Source organism: Sulfitobacter sp. M85, from assembly GCF_029285915.1.
Lineage (GTDB): Bacteria > Pseudomonadota > Alphaproteobacteria > Rhodobacterales > Rhodobacteraceae > Sulfitobacter > Sulfitobacter faviae.
This window is the reverse complement of record NZ_JABECQ010000004.1, coordinates 210,162-225,546: the sequence shown is the minus strand read 5'-3', so window position 1 is coordinate 225,546 and position 15,385 is coordinate 210,162. Positions and strand designations below refer to the sequence as shown.

General features: G+C 61.0%; 18 protein-coding genes. 10 read left to right on the top strand and 8 right to left on the bottom strand.

The window, feature by feature from the left end:
- Nucleotides 1–389: 389 nt before the first annotated feature.
- Together HKX24_RS09740 and HKX24_RS09735 are read left to right on the top strand one after the other, a co-directional pair.
- Nucleotides 390–851, top strand: a complete 462-nt coding sequence (locus tag HKX24_RS09740; RefSeq protein ID WP_276153933.1) for a hypothetical protein — start codon at nucleotides 390–392, stop codon at nucleotides 849–851.
- A gap of 699 nt (nucleotides 852–1,550) precedes the next feature.
- A complete protein-coding gene (locus HKX24_RS09735; protein WP_271691944.1) occupies nucleotides 1,551–1,853 on the top strand; it encodes a hypothetical protein in 303 nt (100 codons plus the stop codon).
- Nucleotides 1,854–1,939: 86 nt separating this feature from the next.
- On the opposite strand, the gene ychF is transcribed toward HKX24_RS09735, so the two are convergent.
- Both ychF and HKX24_RS09725 read right to left on the bottom strand, forming a co-directional pair.
- Nucleotides 1,940–3,037: a redox-regulated ATPase YchF gene (ychF, locus tag HKX24_RS09730; RefSeq protein ID WP_271689380.1), complete on the bottom strand. Its 1,098-nt coding sequence runs from the start codon at nucleotides 3,035–3,037 to the stop codon at nucleotides 1,940–1,942.
- 59 nt (nucleotides 3,038–3,096) lie between these two features.
- Nucleotides 3,097–3,288, bottom strand: a complete 192-nt coding sequence (locus tag HKX24_RS09725; protein ID WP_067261693.1) for a hypothetical protein — start codon at nucleotides 3,286–3,288, stop codon at nucleotides 3,097–3,099.
- 156 nt (nucleotides 3,289–3,444) lie between these two features.
- On the opposite strand from HKX24_RS09725, the gene trpA reads away from it, so the two are divergent.
- From trpA to HKX24_RS09685, 8 genes are all read left to right on the top strand, one after another.
- Nucleotides 3,445–4,236 carry a tryptophan synthase subunit alpha gene (gene trpA / locus HKX24_RS09720; protein ID WP_271691945.1) on the top strand — a complete coding sequence of 264 codons (792 nt, stop codon included), beginning with the start codon at nucleotides 3,445–3,447 and terminating at the stop codon, nucleotides 4,234–4,236.
- A 139-nt stretch (nucleotides 4,237–4,375) separates the two neighbouring features.
- Nucleotides 4,376–5,566 carry an alpha-hydroxy acid oxidase gene (locus HKX24_RS09715; RefSeq protein ID WP_271691946.1) on the top strand — a complete coding sequence of 397 codons (1,191 nt, stop codon included), beginning with the start codon at nucleotides 4,376–4,378 and terminating at the stop codon, nucleotides 5,564–5,566.
- Nucleotides 5,560–6,180 carry a hypothetical protein gene (locus HKX24_RS09710; RefSeq protein WP_271691947.1) on the top strand — a complete coding sequence of 207 codons (621 nt, stop codon included), beginning with the start codon at nucleotides 5,560–5,562 and terminating at the stop codon, nucleotides 6,178–6,180. The genes HKX24_RS09715 and HKX24_RS09710 overlap by 7 nt, the downstream gene beginning before the upstream one ends.
- A 113-nt stretch (nucleotides 6,181–6,293) precedes the next feature.
- The gene (locus HKX24_RS09705) at nucleotides 6,294–6,947 is read left to right on the top strand and encodes a 50S ribosomal protein L25/general stress protein Ctc (protein ID WP_271689377.1); all 654 of its coding nucleotides are present in this window, start codon (nucleotides 6,294–6,296) and stop codon (nucleotides 6,945–6,947) included.
- A gap of 174 nt (nucleotides 6,948–7,121) precedes the next feature.
- Nucleotides 7,122–7,814, top strand: a complete 693-nt coding sequence (pth, locus tag HKX24_RS09700; protein ID WP_271691948.1) for an aminoacyl-tRNA hydrolase — start codon at nucleotides 7,122–7,124, stop codon at nucleotides 7,812–7,814.
- 78 nt (nucleotides 7,815–7,892) lie between these two features.
- The gene (locus tag HKX24_RS09695) at nucleotides 7,893–9,068 is read left to right on the top strand and encodes a serine hydrolase (RefSeq protein WP_271691949.1); all 1,176 of its coding nucleotides are present in this window, start codon (nucleotides 7,893–7,895) and stop codon (nucleotides 9,066–9,068) included.
- A gap of 15 nt (nucleotides 9,069–9,083) precedes the next feature.
- Nucleotides 9,084–9,467, top strand: a complete 384-nt coding sequence (locus HKX24_RS09690; RefSeq protein WP_271691950.1) for a DUF2237 domain-containing protein — start codon at nucleotides 9,084–9,086, stop codon at nucleotides 9,465–9,467.
- Between the two features lie 2 nt (nucleotides 9,468–9,469).
- Nucleotides 9,470–10,048 carry a DUF4893 domain-containing protein gene (locus tag HKX24_RS09685; RefSeq protein WP_271691951.1) on the top strand — a complete coding sequence of 193 codons (579 nt, stop codon included), beginning with the start codon at nucleotides 9,470–9,472 and terminating at the stop codon, nucleotides 10,046–10,048.
- A gap of 15 nt (nucleotides 10,049–10,063) precedes the next feature.
- Here HKX24_RS09685 and HKX24_RS09680 read toward each other — a convergent pair whose 3' ends face one another.
- The 6 genes from HKX24_RS09680 to HKX24_RS09655 all read right to left on the bottom strand — a co-directional run bounded on the left by HKX24_RS09680 (nucleotide 10,064) and on the right by HKX24_RS09655 (nucleotide 15,376).
- Nucleotides 10,064–10,597: a LuxR C-terminal-related transcriptional regulator gene (locus HKX24_RS09680; RefSeq protein WP_209217422.1), complete on the bottom strand. Its 534-nt coding sequence runs from the start codon at nucleotides 10,595–10,597 to the stop codon at nucleotides 10,064–10,066.
- A gap of 202 nt (nucleotides 10,598–10,799) precedes the next feature.
- Nucleotides 10,800–11,066 (bottom strand): tryptophan synthase subunit beta, encoded by a 267-nt coding sequence (locus HKX24_RS09675; RefSeq protein WP_271691952.1) that lies wholly within the window; start codon nucleotides 11,064–11,066, stop codon nucleotides 10,800–10,802.
- Between the two features lie 39 nt (nucleotides 11,067–11,105).
- Nucleotides 11,106–11,372 (bottom strand): tryptophan synthase subunit beta, encoded by a 267-nt coding sequence (locus HKX24_RS09670; protein WP_271691953.1) that lies wholly within the window; start codon nucleotides 11,370–11,372, stop codon nucleotides 11,106–11,108.
- A gap of 51 nt (nucleotides 11,373–11,423) precedes the next feature.
- Complete coding sequence (locus HKX24_RS09665; protein WP_067263219.1) at nucleotides 11,424–11,672, bottom strand: hypothetical protein; 249 nt, start codon at nucleotides 11,670–11,672, stop codon at nucleotides 11,424–11,426.
- Nucleotides 11,673–12,107: 435 nt separating this feature from the next.
- Complete coding sequence (gene trpB / locus HKX24_RS09660; protein WP_271691954.1) at nucleotides 12,108–13,340, bottom strand: tryptophan synthase subunit beta; 1,233 nt, start codon at nucleotides 13,338–13,340, stop codon at nucleotides 12,108–12,110.
- 98 nt (nucleotides 13,341–13,438) lie between these two features.
- Nucleotides 13,439–15,376, bottom strand: a complete 1,938-nt coding sequence (locus HKX24_RS09655; protein WP_271691955.1) for an AsmA family protein — start codon at nucleotides 15,374–15,376, stop codon at nucleotides 13,439–13,441.
- Nucleotides 15,377–15,385 lie beyond the last annotated feature (9 nt).

Below are 15,385 nucleotides of genomic sequence, written 5' to 3'. Positions count from 1 at the left end.
AGCTTAACTATTTCCCCACGAACTTCGGCCCGGTCTGACATCGATAACTCCAACTTCAGCGCCAAAGGTAAGTCATACAACTAGGAACTTGTCAAACCTTCTAAGTACTCGGAGGGGGAAAGCAGAAAGCCCAAACTGAACCAAGCGATGGGACCAGCTTGCAGATGCCCAGTTGCAGCCCGATAAGGTAAAATCAAGCATCAGACTTGTCCATCCGCATATTGGCTCTGATTGGGGCACAGTCTAGGCTACCCGTCTAAGCCAACCCAAATTTTGTTTGAGAAGCAATGCCGCTTCAATGCCCCATTTGCAAAAAAGGTTAAAGGTGCGCAAATCTCTAGTCCCGGGCCTTTTAGTAAGCCGCGCATAGATAAAGAAGAGAGTATTCCATGAAGACCATTGCAGTTGCCGCACTCGTTATGTTTCTTAGCGCCTCATTCAGCCAAGCTGAGACCTCGATTGCCGACCTGTCCCATTCTGAGTTGATAAATGTGTGCATCGAGGCGCTCGACAGAAGCGAAAACGCAGAAATCTATGCAGAGGAACTGGCTCAGAGGAGTCGCTTCCACCTTGGTGCGCAGAACAGAGCCAAGGGAAAACGATGCCTAGAAGAGACTTACCAAACCGAATTTGTGTTTGAAGGCGGGAGGTTTCATTCGCCGGATCTCGCTGCGGCGCTCGAACGCCGCGCACAGCTGCTCAAAGAGCAACAGCAAGAACGCGAGCGCGATTACACTGAGGCCTTGGCACAAGCTTGCATCCGTGAATTCGATATTGACAGGTTCCGCGCCCTGACAACCCCAGTATGTGGCGCGGTGTTCAAGGCCATTGGTTTACCTGAGAACAATTGAGCCCCCCGACTGAAGCTGGGCTGTAAAGACTAACGGTTTAAGCTTACATCTGCAGCAACAGGCAACGACCGATATATCGCGCTACTGAAGTTCCCGGCCCGACACTCAAGCCAGCGAGATTGCACGCCCGCTCGCATTCTCCAAATTGGCACAAAACTGACACAAGCGGAGGCTTCAAGCAGTGAAATCGTCTTATTTTAAAGTGGTTTTGGTGAAACGCGGCGGCCCTTAGCAGGGGAGCGCCTTCGACCACTCGGCCACGTCTCCGTCGACCCGTTTAGAGAGGTCGCGCCCGAGTGACAAGGCGAAATTCGTGGGAATTTCCGCATTTCTCATAGTTGGTTTCTTTTTGGTTGGTGCGCCCGCCATCATGGGGGGCGGCGGTACGCTTCTGGCAGCGCTGCATCGCAGAAAATGGGATCGCAAGGGTCCCTCATCGCGTCATTTTTCAGCTATTCAACGCGGCTGTAGCAACTTACACAGGAGCGTGAATGACTTGTGAAACAATGCGAGACACGGCGCAACCCATTGATACTGCTAAACACTTATCCCGTCACGCTTCCCCGACGGCGCACAATCACCCCAGATCGCAGACAATATAGCAACCGCAGCGAAACTTAAACGACCGATGGCCCGTTACTTCACCACAAACGATGACATCGCAATGACGCGATTTAATAAAACCTGAAGGAACACGCTATGAAACTCATCATGACCACCGCCGCCGCCGCTTTGATCTCCACCGCTGCCGTTGCCGACAACTCCACCCGTCACAACGACATTTTCCTCGACACTTCGGTGAACTCCGACGCGAGCGACGTCTATGGCAACAGCGACCGTATGCGGAACCCGCATGCCTCGACCAAGGCGAACGACATCATGCTGAACACCGCCGACACCGACAAGAACCGTGACACCGTGATGAGCACGCGCAACGCCCTGCGCAGCCCCGGCGAAGGCTATGTCTACGGTGGCTTTGGCCCGGGCAACGACAGCAAGTAAGCTGTTGCCCTAACAAACAAAAAGCCCGGCAGCGCGCGCTGCCGGGCTTTTTACGTGGGCGGAGGCCTTGCCCCCTGCCCCGCTGATCAGGTGTTGAACAGAAAGTGCAGCACGTCGCCGTCTTTGACGATATACCCCTTGCCTTCAGCCCGCATCTTGCCCGCTTCTTTTGCAGGGCCCTCACCGCCGAGGCTTACGAAATCATCATAGGCGATGGTCTCGGCACGGATGAAACCCTTTTCGAAATCACCGTGGATGACCCCCGCCGCCTTCGGCGCGGAGGTGCCGGACTTGATGGTCCAAGCGCGCGCCTCCTTGGGGCCGACGGTGAAATAGGTCTCTAGGTGCAAAAGCTCATAGCCTGCGCGGATCAGCCGGTCGAGCCCGGCTTCCTTCAGCCCCATTTCTTCAAGGAACATCTCGGCCTCTTCGGCTTCGAGCTGGCTGATCTCTTCCTCGATCTGGGCTGAGATCACCACATGGGAATTGCCCTGTGCGGCGGCCATCTCGGCGACTTTGGCGGAATGTTCGTTGCCTTCGGCGGCCTCGGATTCGCCCACGTTGCAGACATAGAGCACCGGTTTGGTGGTCAGCAGTTGCAGCATGCGCCAAGCCTTGGCGTCATCTTCATCAACCTCGACCACGCGGGCGGGCTTGCCGTCTTCCAGCGCTTCCAGCGCCATGCGCATCAGACGCTCTTGCTGGACCGCTTCCTTGTCACCGCCGCGCACTTTTCGGACGATGTTTTGAAGGCGTTTTTCGATGCTCTCGATATCAGCGAGCATCAGCTCGGTGTCGATGGTCTCGGCATCGGCCACGGGGTCAACGCGGCCTTCGACATGGGTCACGTCGCCATCTTCAAAACAGCGCAGCACATGGGCGATGGCGTCGACTTCGCGGATGTTGGCGAGGAACTGGTTGCCCAGACCTTCGCCTTTCGACGCGCCTTTCACCAGACCGGCGATGTCGACGAAGGTCATGCGCGTAGGGATGATGCTTTTCGAACTCGCGATCTCGGCCAGCTTGTCGAGCCGCGCGTCGGGCACTGCCACCTCGCCGACATTGGGCTCAATGGTGCAGAACGGAAAATTCGCCGCCTGCGCCGCAGCGGTGCGGGTCAGCGCGTTGAAAAGGGTCGATTTGCCGACGTTCGGCAGTCCGACGATGCCCATTTTGAAACCCATGACGATACCCCTATAAAAGCTGCGCGTGTGTTAGGGGTAAGGGCCGCAAAGCGCAAGGCTCAGCGCGCGCGTCGGTCCTGATGCGCCTGATAGATCAGGATCCAAGCCAGCAGGATGAACATCGGATGCGTCAACCCGCCCGAGAAGATGATCGCGGGCAGCCAGATCAGGAAGACCACGATGGACAGGATGGGCCGTCCGATCAGCAGGATCGACAGCGGCGGCAGGAAAAGGGCGAGTACATAATTCATGGCCCATGAGATAGGAGGCTTTACGCAAAATGGAAGGGTGCGGCGTGCCATAGGCGCCCACGGGAGGCGAATTTTGCCGCCCCCTGCCCCGCGGTGGATTGATTTTCACCGCGACATTCGGCATTGGCGAGGAAAGCACCAAATGAGGCAAGCCACATGACCCGTATCGACGCCAAATTCGAAGACCTCCGCGCCCGCGGCAAAAAGGCGTTTGTCTCTTATGTGATGGCGGGCGACCCGGATTTCGACCGTTCACTGGAAATCGTGCGCGGCCTGCCCGCTGCCGGGGTCGACATCATTGAGCTTGGCCTGCCCTTTACCGATCCGATGGCCGATGGCCCAACGATCCAGCTTGCCGGTCAACGCGCCCTCGAAGGGGGCATGACGCTGAACCGCACGCTGGAAATGGTCCGCGCCTTCCGCGAAAATGACGACACGACCCCGATCGTGCTGATGGGCTATTACAACCCGATCTATTCCATGGGCGTCGAGACTTTCCTGAAAGAGGCCAAAGACGCCGGGATCGACGGGTTGATCGTGGTCGACTTGCCGCCCGAAGAAGACATCGAACTTTGCCTGCCCGCGCAGGACGCCGGGTTGAACTTCATCCGCCTTGCCACCCCCACGACAGACGACAAGCGCCTGCCGCGCGTGGTGCAGAACACCTCCGGCTTCGTCTATTATGTCTCGATCACCGGCATCACCGGCTCGGCCGAGGCGAATGCCGCGGATGTCTCGCCCGAGGTGGCGCGCATCCAAAAGGCCAGCGGCCTGCCCGTCATCGTGGGCTTTGGCGTGAACACGCCCGAGAAAGCCCGCGCCATCGCCGAAGTGGCCGACGGTGTGGTAATCGGCTCGGCCATCGTCAGCCGGATCGCCAATGGTGACAGTGCAGAGGATGTGCTGGGCTTTGTGAAATCACTGGCCGACGGGGCGCATTCAGCGTAACCCCCCTCTCCCTGGGAAACGACCCCAAGCCCGCGCTGCCCCACTGGCCGCGCGGGCTTTTTCGTTGCCGCAGCCTTCCCAATTGCCAAGCCCCCCACCAGTTGCTACCAAAAGTTAACCCATTCAGCACAGGTGGCCCATGCCCGTCATCACCAGCATCGACGATCTCAAACGTATCTACAAACGGCGCGTCCCGCAGATGTTCTACGACTACGCGGAATCGGGCAGCTGGAGCGAGCAGACTTTCCGTGAGAATTGCAGCGACTTTGACCAAATCCGCCTGCGCCAGAGGGTTGCCGTGGATATGTCGGGGCGCAGCACCGCGACGCAGATGATCGGCGAGGACGTGGCCATGCCGGTGGCCCTCGCCCCCGTGGGCCTGACGGGAATGCAATGTGCCGACGGGGAAATCAAAGCCGCGCGCGCAGCCGAAGCCTTTGGCGTGCCCTTTACCCTCTCGACCATGTCGATCAATTCCATCGAAGACGTGGCAGAGGCGACGACGAAACCCTTTTGGTTTCAACTCTATACCATGCGCGATCAGGAATATGTCAGCCGCCTGATCCAGCGCGCGAAGGACGCGAACTGCTCGGCCCTCGTCATCACGCTTGATCTGCAAATCCTCGGACAGCGCCACAAAGACCTGAAGAACGGCCTTTCCGCCCCGCCCAAGCTGACAGTCAAAACACTCGCCAACCTTGCTACCAAATGGGGCTGGGGGCGCGAGATGCTGGGCGCGAAGCGGCGGCATTTCGGCAATATCGTAGGCCATGTGCATGGGGTCACCGACAACGCCGATCTTGGCGCTTGGACGGCGGAACAGTTCGACCCCTCGCTCGATTGGGACAAGATCGCCAAGATCAAAGAACAATGGGGCGGCAAGGTCATCCTAAAGGGCATTCTGGATGCCGAGGATGCGCGCATGGCGCTGAAAGTCGGGGCCGATGCGATCATCGTCAGCAACCACGGCGGGCGGCAGCTCGATGGGGCGCTAAGCTCGATCCGTATGCTGCCAGAGATCCTCGACGCGCTGGGCGACCAGATCGAAGTGCATCTGGATGGCGGCATCCGCTCGGGTCAGGACGTGCTCAAAGCCATGGCGATGGGCGCTAAAGGCACCTACATCGGGCGCGCGTTCATCTATGGGCTGGGCGCGATGGGGCAACAGGGCGTGACCCGCGCGCTGGAGGTAATCCACCGCGAGCTGGACCTGACCATGGCGCTCTGCGGAGAGACGCAAATCGCGAACCTCGGGCGGCACAACCTGCTGATCCCGCGCAACTTCGGCGGTGACTGGCAGGAACGGCCGCGCGATCCGGGCACATGCTGATCTTTCTCAGCCGCAACCTTACCTTTCTCGCCACGCCAAAAACCGGGACCACCGCAGTCGAAATGGCGCTGAAACTCGACGCCGAGATCATCTTTTCGCGGGGGCGCAAACATGTGACTGCCCTGCGTTATCGGCGGCGCGTTCTGCCCTTTTTGCAGGAAACCTTCTCGGCCTCCCCCGAGGCTTTGGCGGTGATGCGCAACCCTGTCGAGCAAATCCGAAGCTGGTATCGCTACCGCAGCCAGCCCCGGCTGGATGGCAAACCGCTCAGCACCAAGGGGCTAAGTTTCGAGGACTTCGCGCTTGAAGTCATTTCAGACACGCCCCCGCCCCGCGCGCAGATCGGCAGCCAGTTTTCCTTTCTGACCTCTGACCATGGCGACCTGCTGGTCGAGCACCTCTTCGCCTATGAACGCCAACCGGCCTTTCGCGATTTTCTGGCCGAAAGACTAGGGCGGGAGGTCAAGCTCAAGCCCAAGAACGTCTCACCCGATCTGCCCGCGCCCCTGTCGCAGGAGGTCGAATCCCGCCTGCGCGCCGCACGCGCCAAGGAGTTCGCCCTCTATGACCGGCTCATGGCGGCGGACGGCTGTCTGCGCACGCCGCAGGAATAGCGCCGCCCCCGCCCTTTTGCCCTTTCCAGCCGGGCAAAACCGGTCTATACGCGCGGCTTCACGCGGGAATACAGCCTTGGAGGATTCCCGCCCTAACAAATTTGGAGACTAAAATGGCCGGAGAGATTCCTGATCTTGAAGCCCAGGTACGCGCGGGGACAGGCAAGGGCGCCGCTCGCCAAGCACGTCGTGACGGCATGGTTCCTGGTATCGTATTTGGTGGTGACAAAGAGCCGCTGCCGATCAACATCCCTTTCAACAAGCTGCTGACCAAGCTGCGTGCAGGCCGCTTCAAAGCGACCCTGTTCAACCTCAAGGTTGAAGGCCACGACGACGTTCGTGTGATCTGCCGCGACGTTCAGCGCCACGTCGTCAAAGATCTGCCCACGCACATCGACCTGATGCGCCTCAAGCGGACCACCAAGATCAACCTGTTCATCAACGTCGACGTCAAAGGCGAAGAAGAATGCCCCGGCCTGAAAAAGGGTGGCGTACTCACTCTGGTCCGTCCGGAAGTTGAACTGGTCGTCACCGCCGCGGACATCCCCGAGCATGTGACCGTCGACATCACCGGCCTCGAAATCGGCGACAGCGCGACCATCAGCCGCGTCGACCTGCCCGAAGGTGTGAAACCCACGATCGACCGCGACTTCGTCGTTGCCACGATCTCTGCACCTGCTGGTCTGGCCGCGTCGGATGACGACGATGACGACACGGCAGCGGACGAAGTGCCGACAACCGAAATGGGCCCGCCCGACGGTGAATGATAGCGCGCCGCAAGGCTGTGCTGAAACGGGGTCGCATCACGCGGCCCCGTTTTGCGTTTGGGGCCCGATTTCTTTCAAAGAAATCGCCCCGGAATTTACAAAAATTCCGGCGACCTTGGGGACATTCTCCCGCCCCGCTTGTTAAGATAGGCGAAACCAAAGGAGACCTCGCCCATGAAACTGATCGTCGGCCTCGGCAATCCGGGCGCGAAATATGCCCGCAACCGTCACAACATCGGCTTCATGGCGCTGGACCGCATTGCCGAAGATCACGGGTTTTCCGCGTGGAAGGGCAAGTTTCAGGGCAGCGTCAGCGAGGGGCGTTTCGGCTCTGACCGGGCGGTACTGCTCAAGCCCGAAACCTTTATGAACAACTCCGGCCAATCGGTTCAGGCGGCGATGAAGTTCTACAAGATCGACCCCGCTGATGTGATTGTTTTTCATGACGAATTGGACCTCGCCCCCGGCAAGGTCAAATGCAAGACCGGCGGCGGCCATGCAGGCCACAACGGGCTGCGTTCGATCCACGCGCATATCGGGGCGGACTATGACCGCGTGCGCATGGGCATCGGCCATCCCGGCCATAAGGACGCGGTGGCGGGCTATGTGCTGCGCGACTTCCCGAAAGCCGACGAAGGCTGGCTGGACGATGTGCTGCGCGGCGTCTCAGACGGGGCAGCAGATCTGGCGCGGGGCGATACCGGACGGTTCATGAATGCCGTGGCGCTGCGCGTGGCCCCGCCCCGCTCGGGCACCGGCAGCAAGGGGCCAAAGAAACCGAGCGCGCCCAAGCCCGCCGCCCCCAAGCCCGAACACGAGGCCGAGCCACAATCGCCGCTGCAAAAGCTGATGGACCGCTTTCGCTGAGCGCTTTAGCCTGACGCAATGTCGGGCTGGCCCCCGCCCCCGCGCCGTGGTTCACTGCGTGCCAACAGGGGGGATATCATGCGTACATTCGGAAAATGGCTGGGCCGGGTCTTGCTGGCGCTTTTGCTGGCGGCCATCGTCATCGGTCTTTGGAAGCGGGAAGAGATCGAACGGCTCTTGGCGGTGAACTCTCTCTTCTCCGAAGAGAAGATCGTGCACAACTTCAGCCATATGGACGGCGCTTTCCTCTCCGCCCCCGTTTCGCGCGGAGACGGGCTGACGACCGAGCTTCCCTATGGCCCCGAAACCGAACTGCCCGAGGCGGTGGACGACTGGATCGCGGCCCGTGACGTGACCGCGCTGGTGGTGCTGAAAGACGGTGCCATCGTCTATGAGAACTACTTCAAAGGCACCGGCCCCGAGGACCGCCGCATCAGCTGGTCGGTGGCGAAAAGCTATCTTTCGGCGCTGGTGGGCATCCTTCTGGCGGAGGGCCAGATCGCATCCCTCGACGATCCGGTGACTAAATATGCCCCCAGCCTGAAGGGCAGCGCCTATGACGGGGCCAGTCTGCGCAACGTGCTGCATATGGCCAGCGGCGTCACCTTTGACGAAGATTATCTGGACTACGATTCAGACATCAACCGCATGGGCCGGGTGGTGGCGCTTGGCGGCAGGCTCGACAATTTTACCGCCGAATTGTCCGAGACCTTCACCGCGCCGGGCAGCCAGTGGCAATATGTCTCGATCGACACCCATGTGATCGGCATGGTGGTGCGCGGCGCCACCGGGCGCAGCGTGCCCGAGTTGCTGAGCGAGAAGGTCATCGCGCCCCTGGGGCTGGAACATGCGCCCTATTACATCGTCGATGGCTCCGGCACCGCCTTCGTGCTCGGGGGCCTCAATATGACCACGCGCGACTATGCCCGTTTCGGCCAGATGTTCGCCCAAGGTGGGGAATGGAACGGCCAGCAAATCGTGCCCGAAGACTGGGTAACAGAATCAACCAGCCCCACCGCCCCCACCGCCGAGGGGCGCATCGGCTATGGCTACCAATGGTGGATCCCGCAGGGCGCGCCCGAGGGGGAATATATGGCGCGCGGCATCTATGGGCAGTACATCTATGTCGACAGCGCCCGCGATGTGGTCATCGCCACCAATGCCGCCGACCGTAAATTCCGTGAGGCCGGGGTGGCAGAACAGAACATCGAGATTTTCCGCCAGATCGCGGCCTCACTCGACGAGGAAAGCTGAGACAGAAAGGAAGCCATGACCCCGGACGACAGCATCAACGTTCTGAACCAGCCCCTCGTCATCTGCGGGACCGATCCGGTAACGGGCTTTTTCCGCGATGGCCATTGCAACACCTGCGCGCAGGATCAGGGCAGCCATACGGTCTGCGCGGTGATGACGGCGGAGTTTCTGGCCTATTCGAAATATGTCGGCAATGACCTCAGCACCCCGCGCCCCGAGTTCGGCTTTGCCGGGCTGAAGCCGGGCGACGCATGGTGCCTATGTGCCGCGCGGTTCCTACAAGCCGCGGATGAGGGCTGCGCCCCGCGGGTGCATCTGGCCGCGACGCATCTGCGCGCGCTTGATATCGTGCCGCTGGAGGTGTTGCGCGACCATGCCATCGACCCCAGTGAGGATTAACCATGCGCCTGCGCCTCTTGCCCCTCCTGCTGCTTCTGCCCGTCACCGCTTGGGCGGAAACCACGCTCCGCCCCGCCGATAGCGCCCGGCTGGAGACCTTTGACGCCGCCTTTGGCAATGCCATGATGCAAGCGCTGAACGGGGGCGACGCCGGGGATGTGGCGATCTTGACCCGCGCCCTCTCTGGGCAGCCTCAGGTCGCATTCTCCGCCGATTTGCAGGGCGATTGGTCTTGCCGCACGATCAAGCTGGGCGGGATCAGCCCGCTTGTGGCCTATAGCCCGTTCAAATGCCGCTTTACCGCCAGCAATCGCGGTTTCACCTTTGAAAAACTCACCGGATCACAGCTTACCAAGGGTGACATCACCCTGCGCGAAGGCCGCGCGATCTATGCCGGGGTGGGCTATGTCCGGGGCGAAACGCCGCCCGATTATGCCGATCTGCCCGAAGATTTCACCTCAGGCGGCAAGGTACAAAGCGACGTGGCCGTGTTCCAGCGGGTCAGCCCCACCCGCGCGCGGCTGCTGTTCCCGTCACCGGCAGTGGAAAGCGATTTCGATATTCTGGAACTGACGCGCTGAGGCGCCACGCCGCCCTTAGGCCGCGTGGCAGAGATGCAGTTTCGACTTGGGACGCGGCATCAGGGAATCGTCCATCAAGTCTTCGATAAAGGTGCTGAGAAGCTGGGTCCGCCCTGTCACGCCCGCCTTGCGGTAAATCGCATTGGTCTGCGCCTTCACGGTGCCTTCGGAAGTGCCGCGCATCTCGGCAATATCGCGTGTATTCAAACCCTTAGTCAGGAAAATCGCCACGTCCCGCTCTGCCGGGGTAAGGTGCCATTCGCGAAAGTGTTCTTCGAGCACATCGGCGAATTCCACCGTACAATGACGCAGCGCCGTCTCTGCTCGCTCGGCCCGCTGGAGGCTCATCCGCAGTGCCATCCAGCCCAGAACGACCCCGAGAATCAGACCCAAAACCTGAATGCCCTTGTTCGGCCCAATGTCAGCCAGCGGGGTGCCGAAAAGCGTCACACCACGCCCCTCCAGTGCAAAAACGAGCACGAAATAGACAGTGGCGTTGAACTGTAGAGCGGCGATAACCCACAGTGCGATCTTTTTCTTATTATTCATGGTGAAGCCTTGCCTTGGTGTTCGCCGTATTTAACCGCGGCGCACCGAAGTGCAAGGGATGGCGGGCATGCGCCCTGATCAACCCTTAGTGATTTGGCACCCGCCCCGGGGGGCGAGTGCATTCTCTTGAGGCCAGTTCAGGGTTGCTTGGCTGGCCGGAAGACTGTTTTACCGCAATGTCTTAGCAGGCATCGAGCCGATATCAGCGCGGGAAACGGTTCACTTTCTCGGCGTCTTGCGCGGCGGGGAAGACGGTGACGGTCACGTCAGATGTGTCTTCTGCGCGGAAGGTGCCGTTGTTGAAGATGTCCAGTTTCACATTGTCGACAGCGTCGTTGCGGCTGGCGTAGGAAACGCCTGCATCAGCTTTGTCGTTATAGCCGATTTGCTGGCCTTCCATGCCCTGTGCAAAAGCGGCGGAACCTGCTGTGGCAAGGATCAGGGCGGTGGTTGCGAGTGTCTTTTTCATGTCGTGTCCTTTCGGGGGAAAGTTAGGGTCGCGCAGGGATCAGCGCGGGAAACGGTTGACCGAAGCGTCGCTCTGCGCGGTCGGGAAAACGGTGATGGTCACGTCGGAGAGGTCTTCGGCGCGCAGGATACCGTCTTGGAAGATTTCCAGCTTGGTCTTGTCCACGGCTTCGCTGCGGCTGGAATAGGAAACGCCGTTGTCGGTCTTGTCGTTATAGCCGATGCGCTGGCCTTCCATGCCTTGAGCGAAAGCAGCGGTGCTTGCGGTGGCGAGGATCAGTGCGGTTGTTGCGAGTGTCTTTTTCATCGTTTTAGCCTTTCGGGGGAGAAAGTTAGGGGGAGGAGCCGTGGCCCGCGTTTAGCGGACGAAACGGCCATCTTCTTGTGCGTCTTGTGTGGTGACGAATACGGTCGCTGTTGCCTCGGCAGGTGTTTCGGCGCGCAGGTCGTCAAAGCTCAGAGCGTCGGAAGTGACGTTGCGTGTCGAATAGGCGGCATCTGCGTTATCTGCGGTATAGCCGACCTGCTGGCCTTCCATGCCCTGTGCGAAGGCGGCGGTGCCTGCTGTGGCAAGGATCAGTGCGGCGGTTGCGAATGCGTTTTTCATGTCGTGTTCCTTTCAGTCCCGGGTTGGGTTACGAGCCGCTCATCGGTGACGCGGCGTCGTTGGGATGACAGGGAAAAGGGCATTCGAGGGGGGATTGGCTATCTGTCCCGGGTTTAAATCGTCCGATCTAAACCCCTGTAAGAGCGACATAAACTTTGGTTTACGAAGCCAATCGGGCGCGAAATACGGGGGGTAGATTGCCTTAGCGTCAAGCCTGCAAGGGCGAAACGGGGTTTCGCGGGCAGGCGCGCGGGCTGCAAAGAAAGGCTAGCCGGTCTTTTCGCGATGTGAAAGTTTTTTCGTGCTTTTTCGGCAAAGAAGTTCGCCCCCTGCCCAAAGTTTATGCGTAAATCACATACCGCGCGTTGTCGCATAAAAAACGGGCCCGCGTTTTCACGCGGACCCGTTAAACTCGACTCGGATTCGGATGGGAATTTAGGCGAATTCACCCATGTCGAAGTCCAATGCACGGGCAACGGTGAAGATGTCCTTGTCGCCCCGGCCGCACATGTTCATCACCAGCAGGTGATCCTTCGGCAGCTCCGGCGCGATCTTCAGCACATGCGCCAGCGCATGGCTCGGCTCCAGCGCCGGGATGATCCCTTCAAGCGCGCAGCACAGCTGGAACGCCTCCAGCGCCTCGCGGTCGGTGATCGAGACATATTGCGCCCGGCCGATGTCATGCAGCCAGGAATGCTCGGGGCCAATGCCGGGATAGTCCAGCCCGGCAGAGATCGAATAACCTTCGAGGATCTGCCCGTCGTCGTCCTGCAACAGATAGGTCCGGTTGCCATGCAGCACGCCCGGACGCCCACCGGTGAGCGAGGCGCAATGTTCCATCTTCTCGTCCACGCCCTTGCCGCCGGCCTCAACACCGATGATGTTCACCGATTTGTCGTCGAGGAAGGGGTAGAACAGCCCCATGGCGTTAGAGCCCCCGCCGATGGCGGCGATCACCGTGTCGGGCAGACGGCCCTCGGCCTCTTCCATCTGAGTGCGGACTTCCTTGCCGATGATCGACTGAAAGTCGCGGACCATCGCCGGATAGGGGTGCGGCCCGGCCACGGTGCCGATGCAATAGAAGGTGTCGCGCACGTTGGTCACCCAGTCGCGCAGCGCGTCGTTCATCGCGTCCTTCAGCGTGCCGCGACCGCTCGTCACCGGCACCACCTCGGCGCCCAAAAGGCGCATGCGAAAGACGTTGGGGGCCTGACGCTCCACGTCATGCGCGCCCATGTAGACCACGCATTTCAGGCCGAACTTGGCGCAGACCGTCGCCGTTGCCACACCGTGTTGGCCCGCCCCGGTCTCGGCGATGATGCGTTTCTTGCCCATGCGGCAGGCGAGGATGATCTGCCCCAGCACGTTGTTGATCTTATGCGCCCCCGTGTGGTTCAACTCGTCGCGCTTCATATAGACCTTGGCACCGCCCAGATGCTCGGTCAGCCGCTCGGCGTGATAGAGCGGGCTGGGGCGGCCAACGTAATGGGTCCAGAGGTCGTGCATCTCGGCCCAGAAACTGTCGTCGGTCTTGGCCTTCTCATATTGTTCTTCCAGCTCAAGAATGAGCGGCATCAGCGTTTCCGAGACAAAGCGCCCGCCGAAATCGCCGAAACGGCCCTGTTCGTCGGGGCCGGTCATGAAGCTGTTGAAAAGATCGTTGGCCATTGCGCCTCTCCTAGAATGTCGCGTCAGCCTTACCGCAGCCCGCCCGCCTACGCCACCATGAGTTTCGCCAAGCGGCGGCGGGGGGCGGCGGGGGGCGCCTAGTCGAACAGTTTGAACAACTCGCGTCTGACCGCATTCTCCAACTCATCCTTCACGATATCCTCGGTCGAGCGGTTGTCGTCGGGTGCGATGTTCAATTCTTCCTGTATTTTCTGGCGCACCACATCCTCGGCCCGCTGCTTTTCCTCGGCAAAGTTCAGGTCGATCGCGGCGCGCAGATCGGCCTTGATCTCAGGGTCCGCCCAAGGCCCCCTGATCCGCACCGGCACCGCCAGCCCGCCGCGCGACGCATTGACGCGCAGCGCCTTGGGCGTGACCGTATAGTCCAGCCTCTGCGCCCCCAGATCGACCTGCCCTGCCCCCGTCGCGTTGAAGTTCGGCAGCAGCATCAGCAGATCGTCGTTGCGCAAGACGCCCTTGGCGATCTCGAACGTCGCCTCCACGGAATCGAACACCGTGCTGCCGCCTTCGGCATCGACGGAGCCGAGCAGCGCGTCCAAGTCGATCCCCGCAATCGTGCCGCGCCCCATGGTCAGCGCGCCGGAGCCGCTGAGCGAGCGCATGATCGCGTCAATAGACTGCCCCACCCCGAGGAACGACAGGTCGGCATCGCCCGCCCCGGTAAAGCGCGTCACCCCGGCGGCATCCTCCAGCAGGTCGCGCATCTGCACGTTCTGCGCTTGCAGCCTGCCGCCCACGGACAGGCCATCGCGGTTGTTCATCACAAACTCCCCCGCGACCTTGCCGCCATAGGCGTTCATATCCTGCAGATCAAAGACCATTCGCGCGCGCTCATTGCGCAGCACGGCACGGGTGGGGCCAAGGTCGAGCTGCTCCAGATCGATGCTTTCCGCGCTCAGGGCGATGTTCCCGTCAAAGGCGGCGAGCCAGTCGGCGTTGATCTCTTGCTGGGACCAGCCCTCTGCATCCGCCGTGGTGGTGCTGTCGGCGCCTTTCGTCTCACCGGTTTCCTCGGACAGGGCCGAGAGGTCCAGCGCCCCGGTCCGCAGGTTTGCGGTGATCCGCGGCGTGCCGTTCAGGGCCAGATCGGCCTGCCCGGTCAGGCTGTTGCCGCCCAAATCCACCGCGAGATTGCGCAGCGACAGACGCCGATCCGCCGTCAGGGTCAGCCCGCTTCGCAGATCAACCGACTGCCCCAAGCCGCGCGGCAGATTGATACCGCCCGCGCCAAAGGACGCCAGAAACCTTGCCGTGTCGGCGCTATCAACCCGCAGATCACCGGCGAGCGCACCGTCGAGCGATCCACGCCCATCAAACGAGGCGTCGCCCCCGCCCGCCGTGACCTCCGCGCGCAGCGGTTGCACGCCTCCGTCCAGAAAATCCGCAAAGCCTTCGATCCGCGCGGCAAGCTGCACCGCCTGCCCTGTGGGCGCCATGCTAGCGGTGATATCCGCCGCCCCGCCCCGCTCGGGCCAATCGAGCGCCAGATCGACACCGTCGTAGCGCAGCACATCCGCCCCTTCCGCGTCATAGATCAGCGTGGCATCGGTTACCGTGAGTTTCTGAATGCTTAGTGGCCGCCGGTTAGCGTTCGGCGCGCTCTCGGTTTCCAACCGCGCGCCGCTGGCGCTGTCGGTGAACTGCCAACTCGCCCGCCCATCAAGGCGTTGCTCCAACCGGATCACCGGACTTTGCGCCGCGATATTGGTGATCCGTATCTCACCGCGCAAAAGCGCGCCCGCATCCACCCCAATCGCCGCATTGGCCGCCGTCAGCAGCGCGCCCTTATCGGTCCAATCGGCATTGCCGACCTCAAGCCCGCCCGCCGTCACCCCCAGCACCGGCCAGAGCGTCACGCCCACATCGCCGGTGATCGACACCTCCCGCCCGGTCATCCGGCTGAGTTGGTCACTGGCGATCCGCGCGATCCGCTCACCGGGCAGCAGGAACAGCGCCCCCAGCATGATCACGACGATCAGCAACAGCGCGCCGATGACCCGTATAATCCATCTCATGGCTCTCTC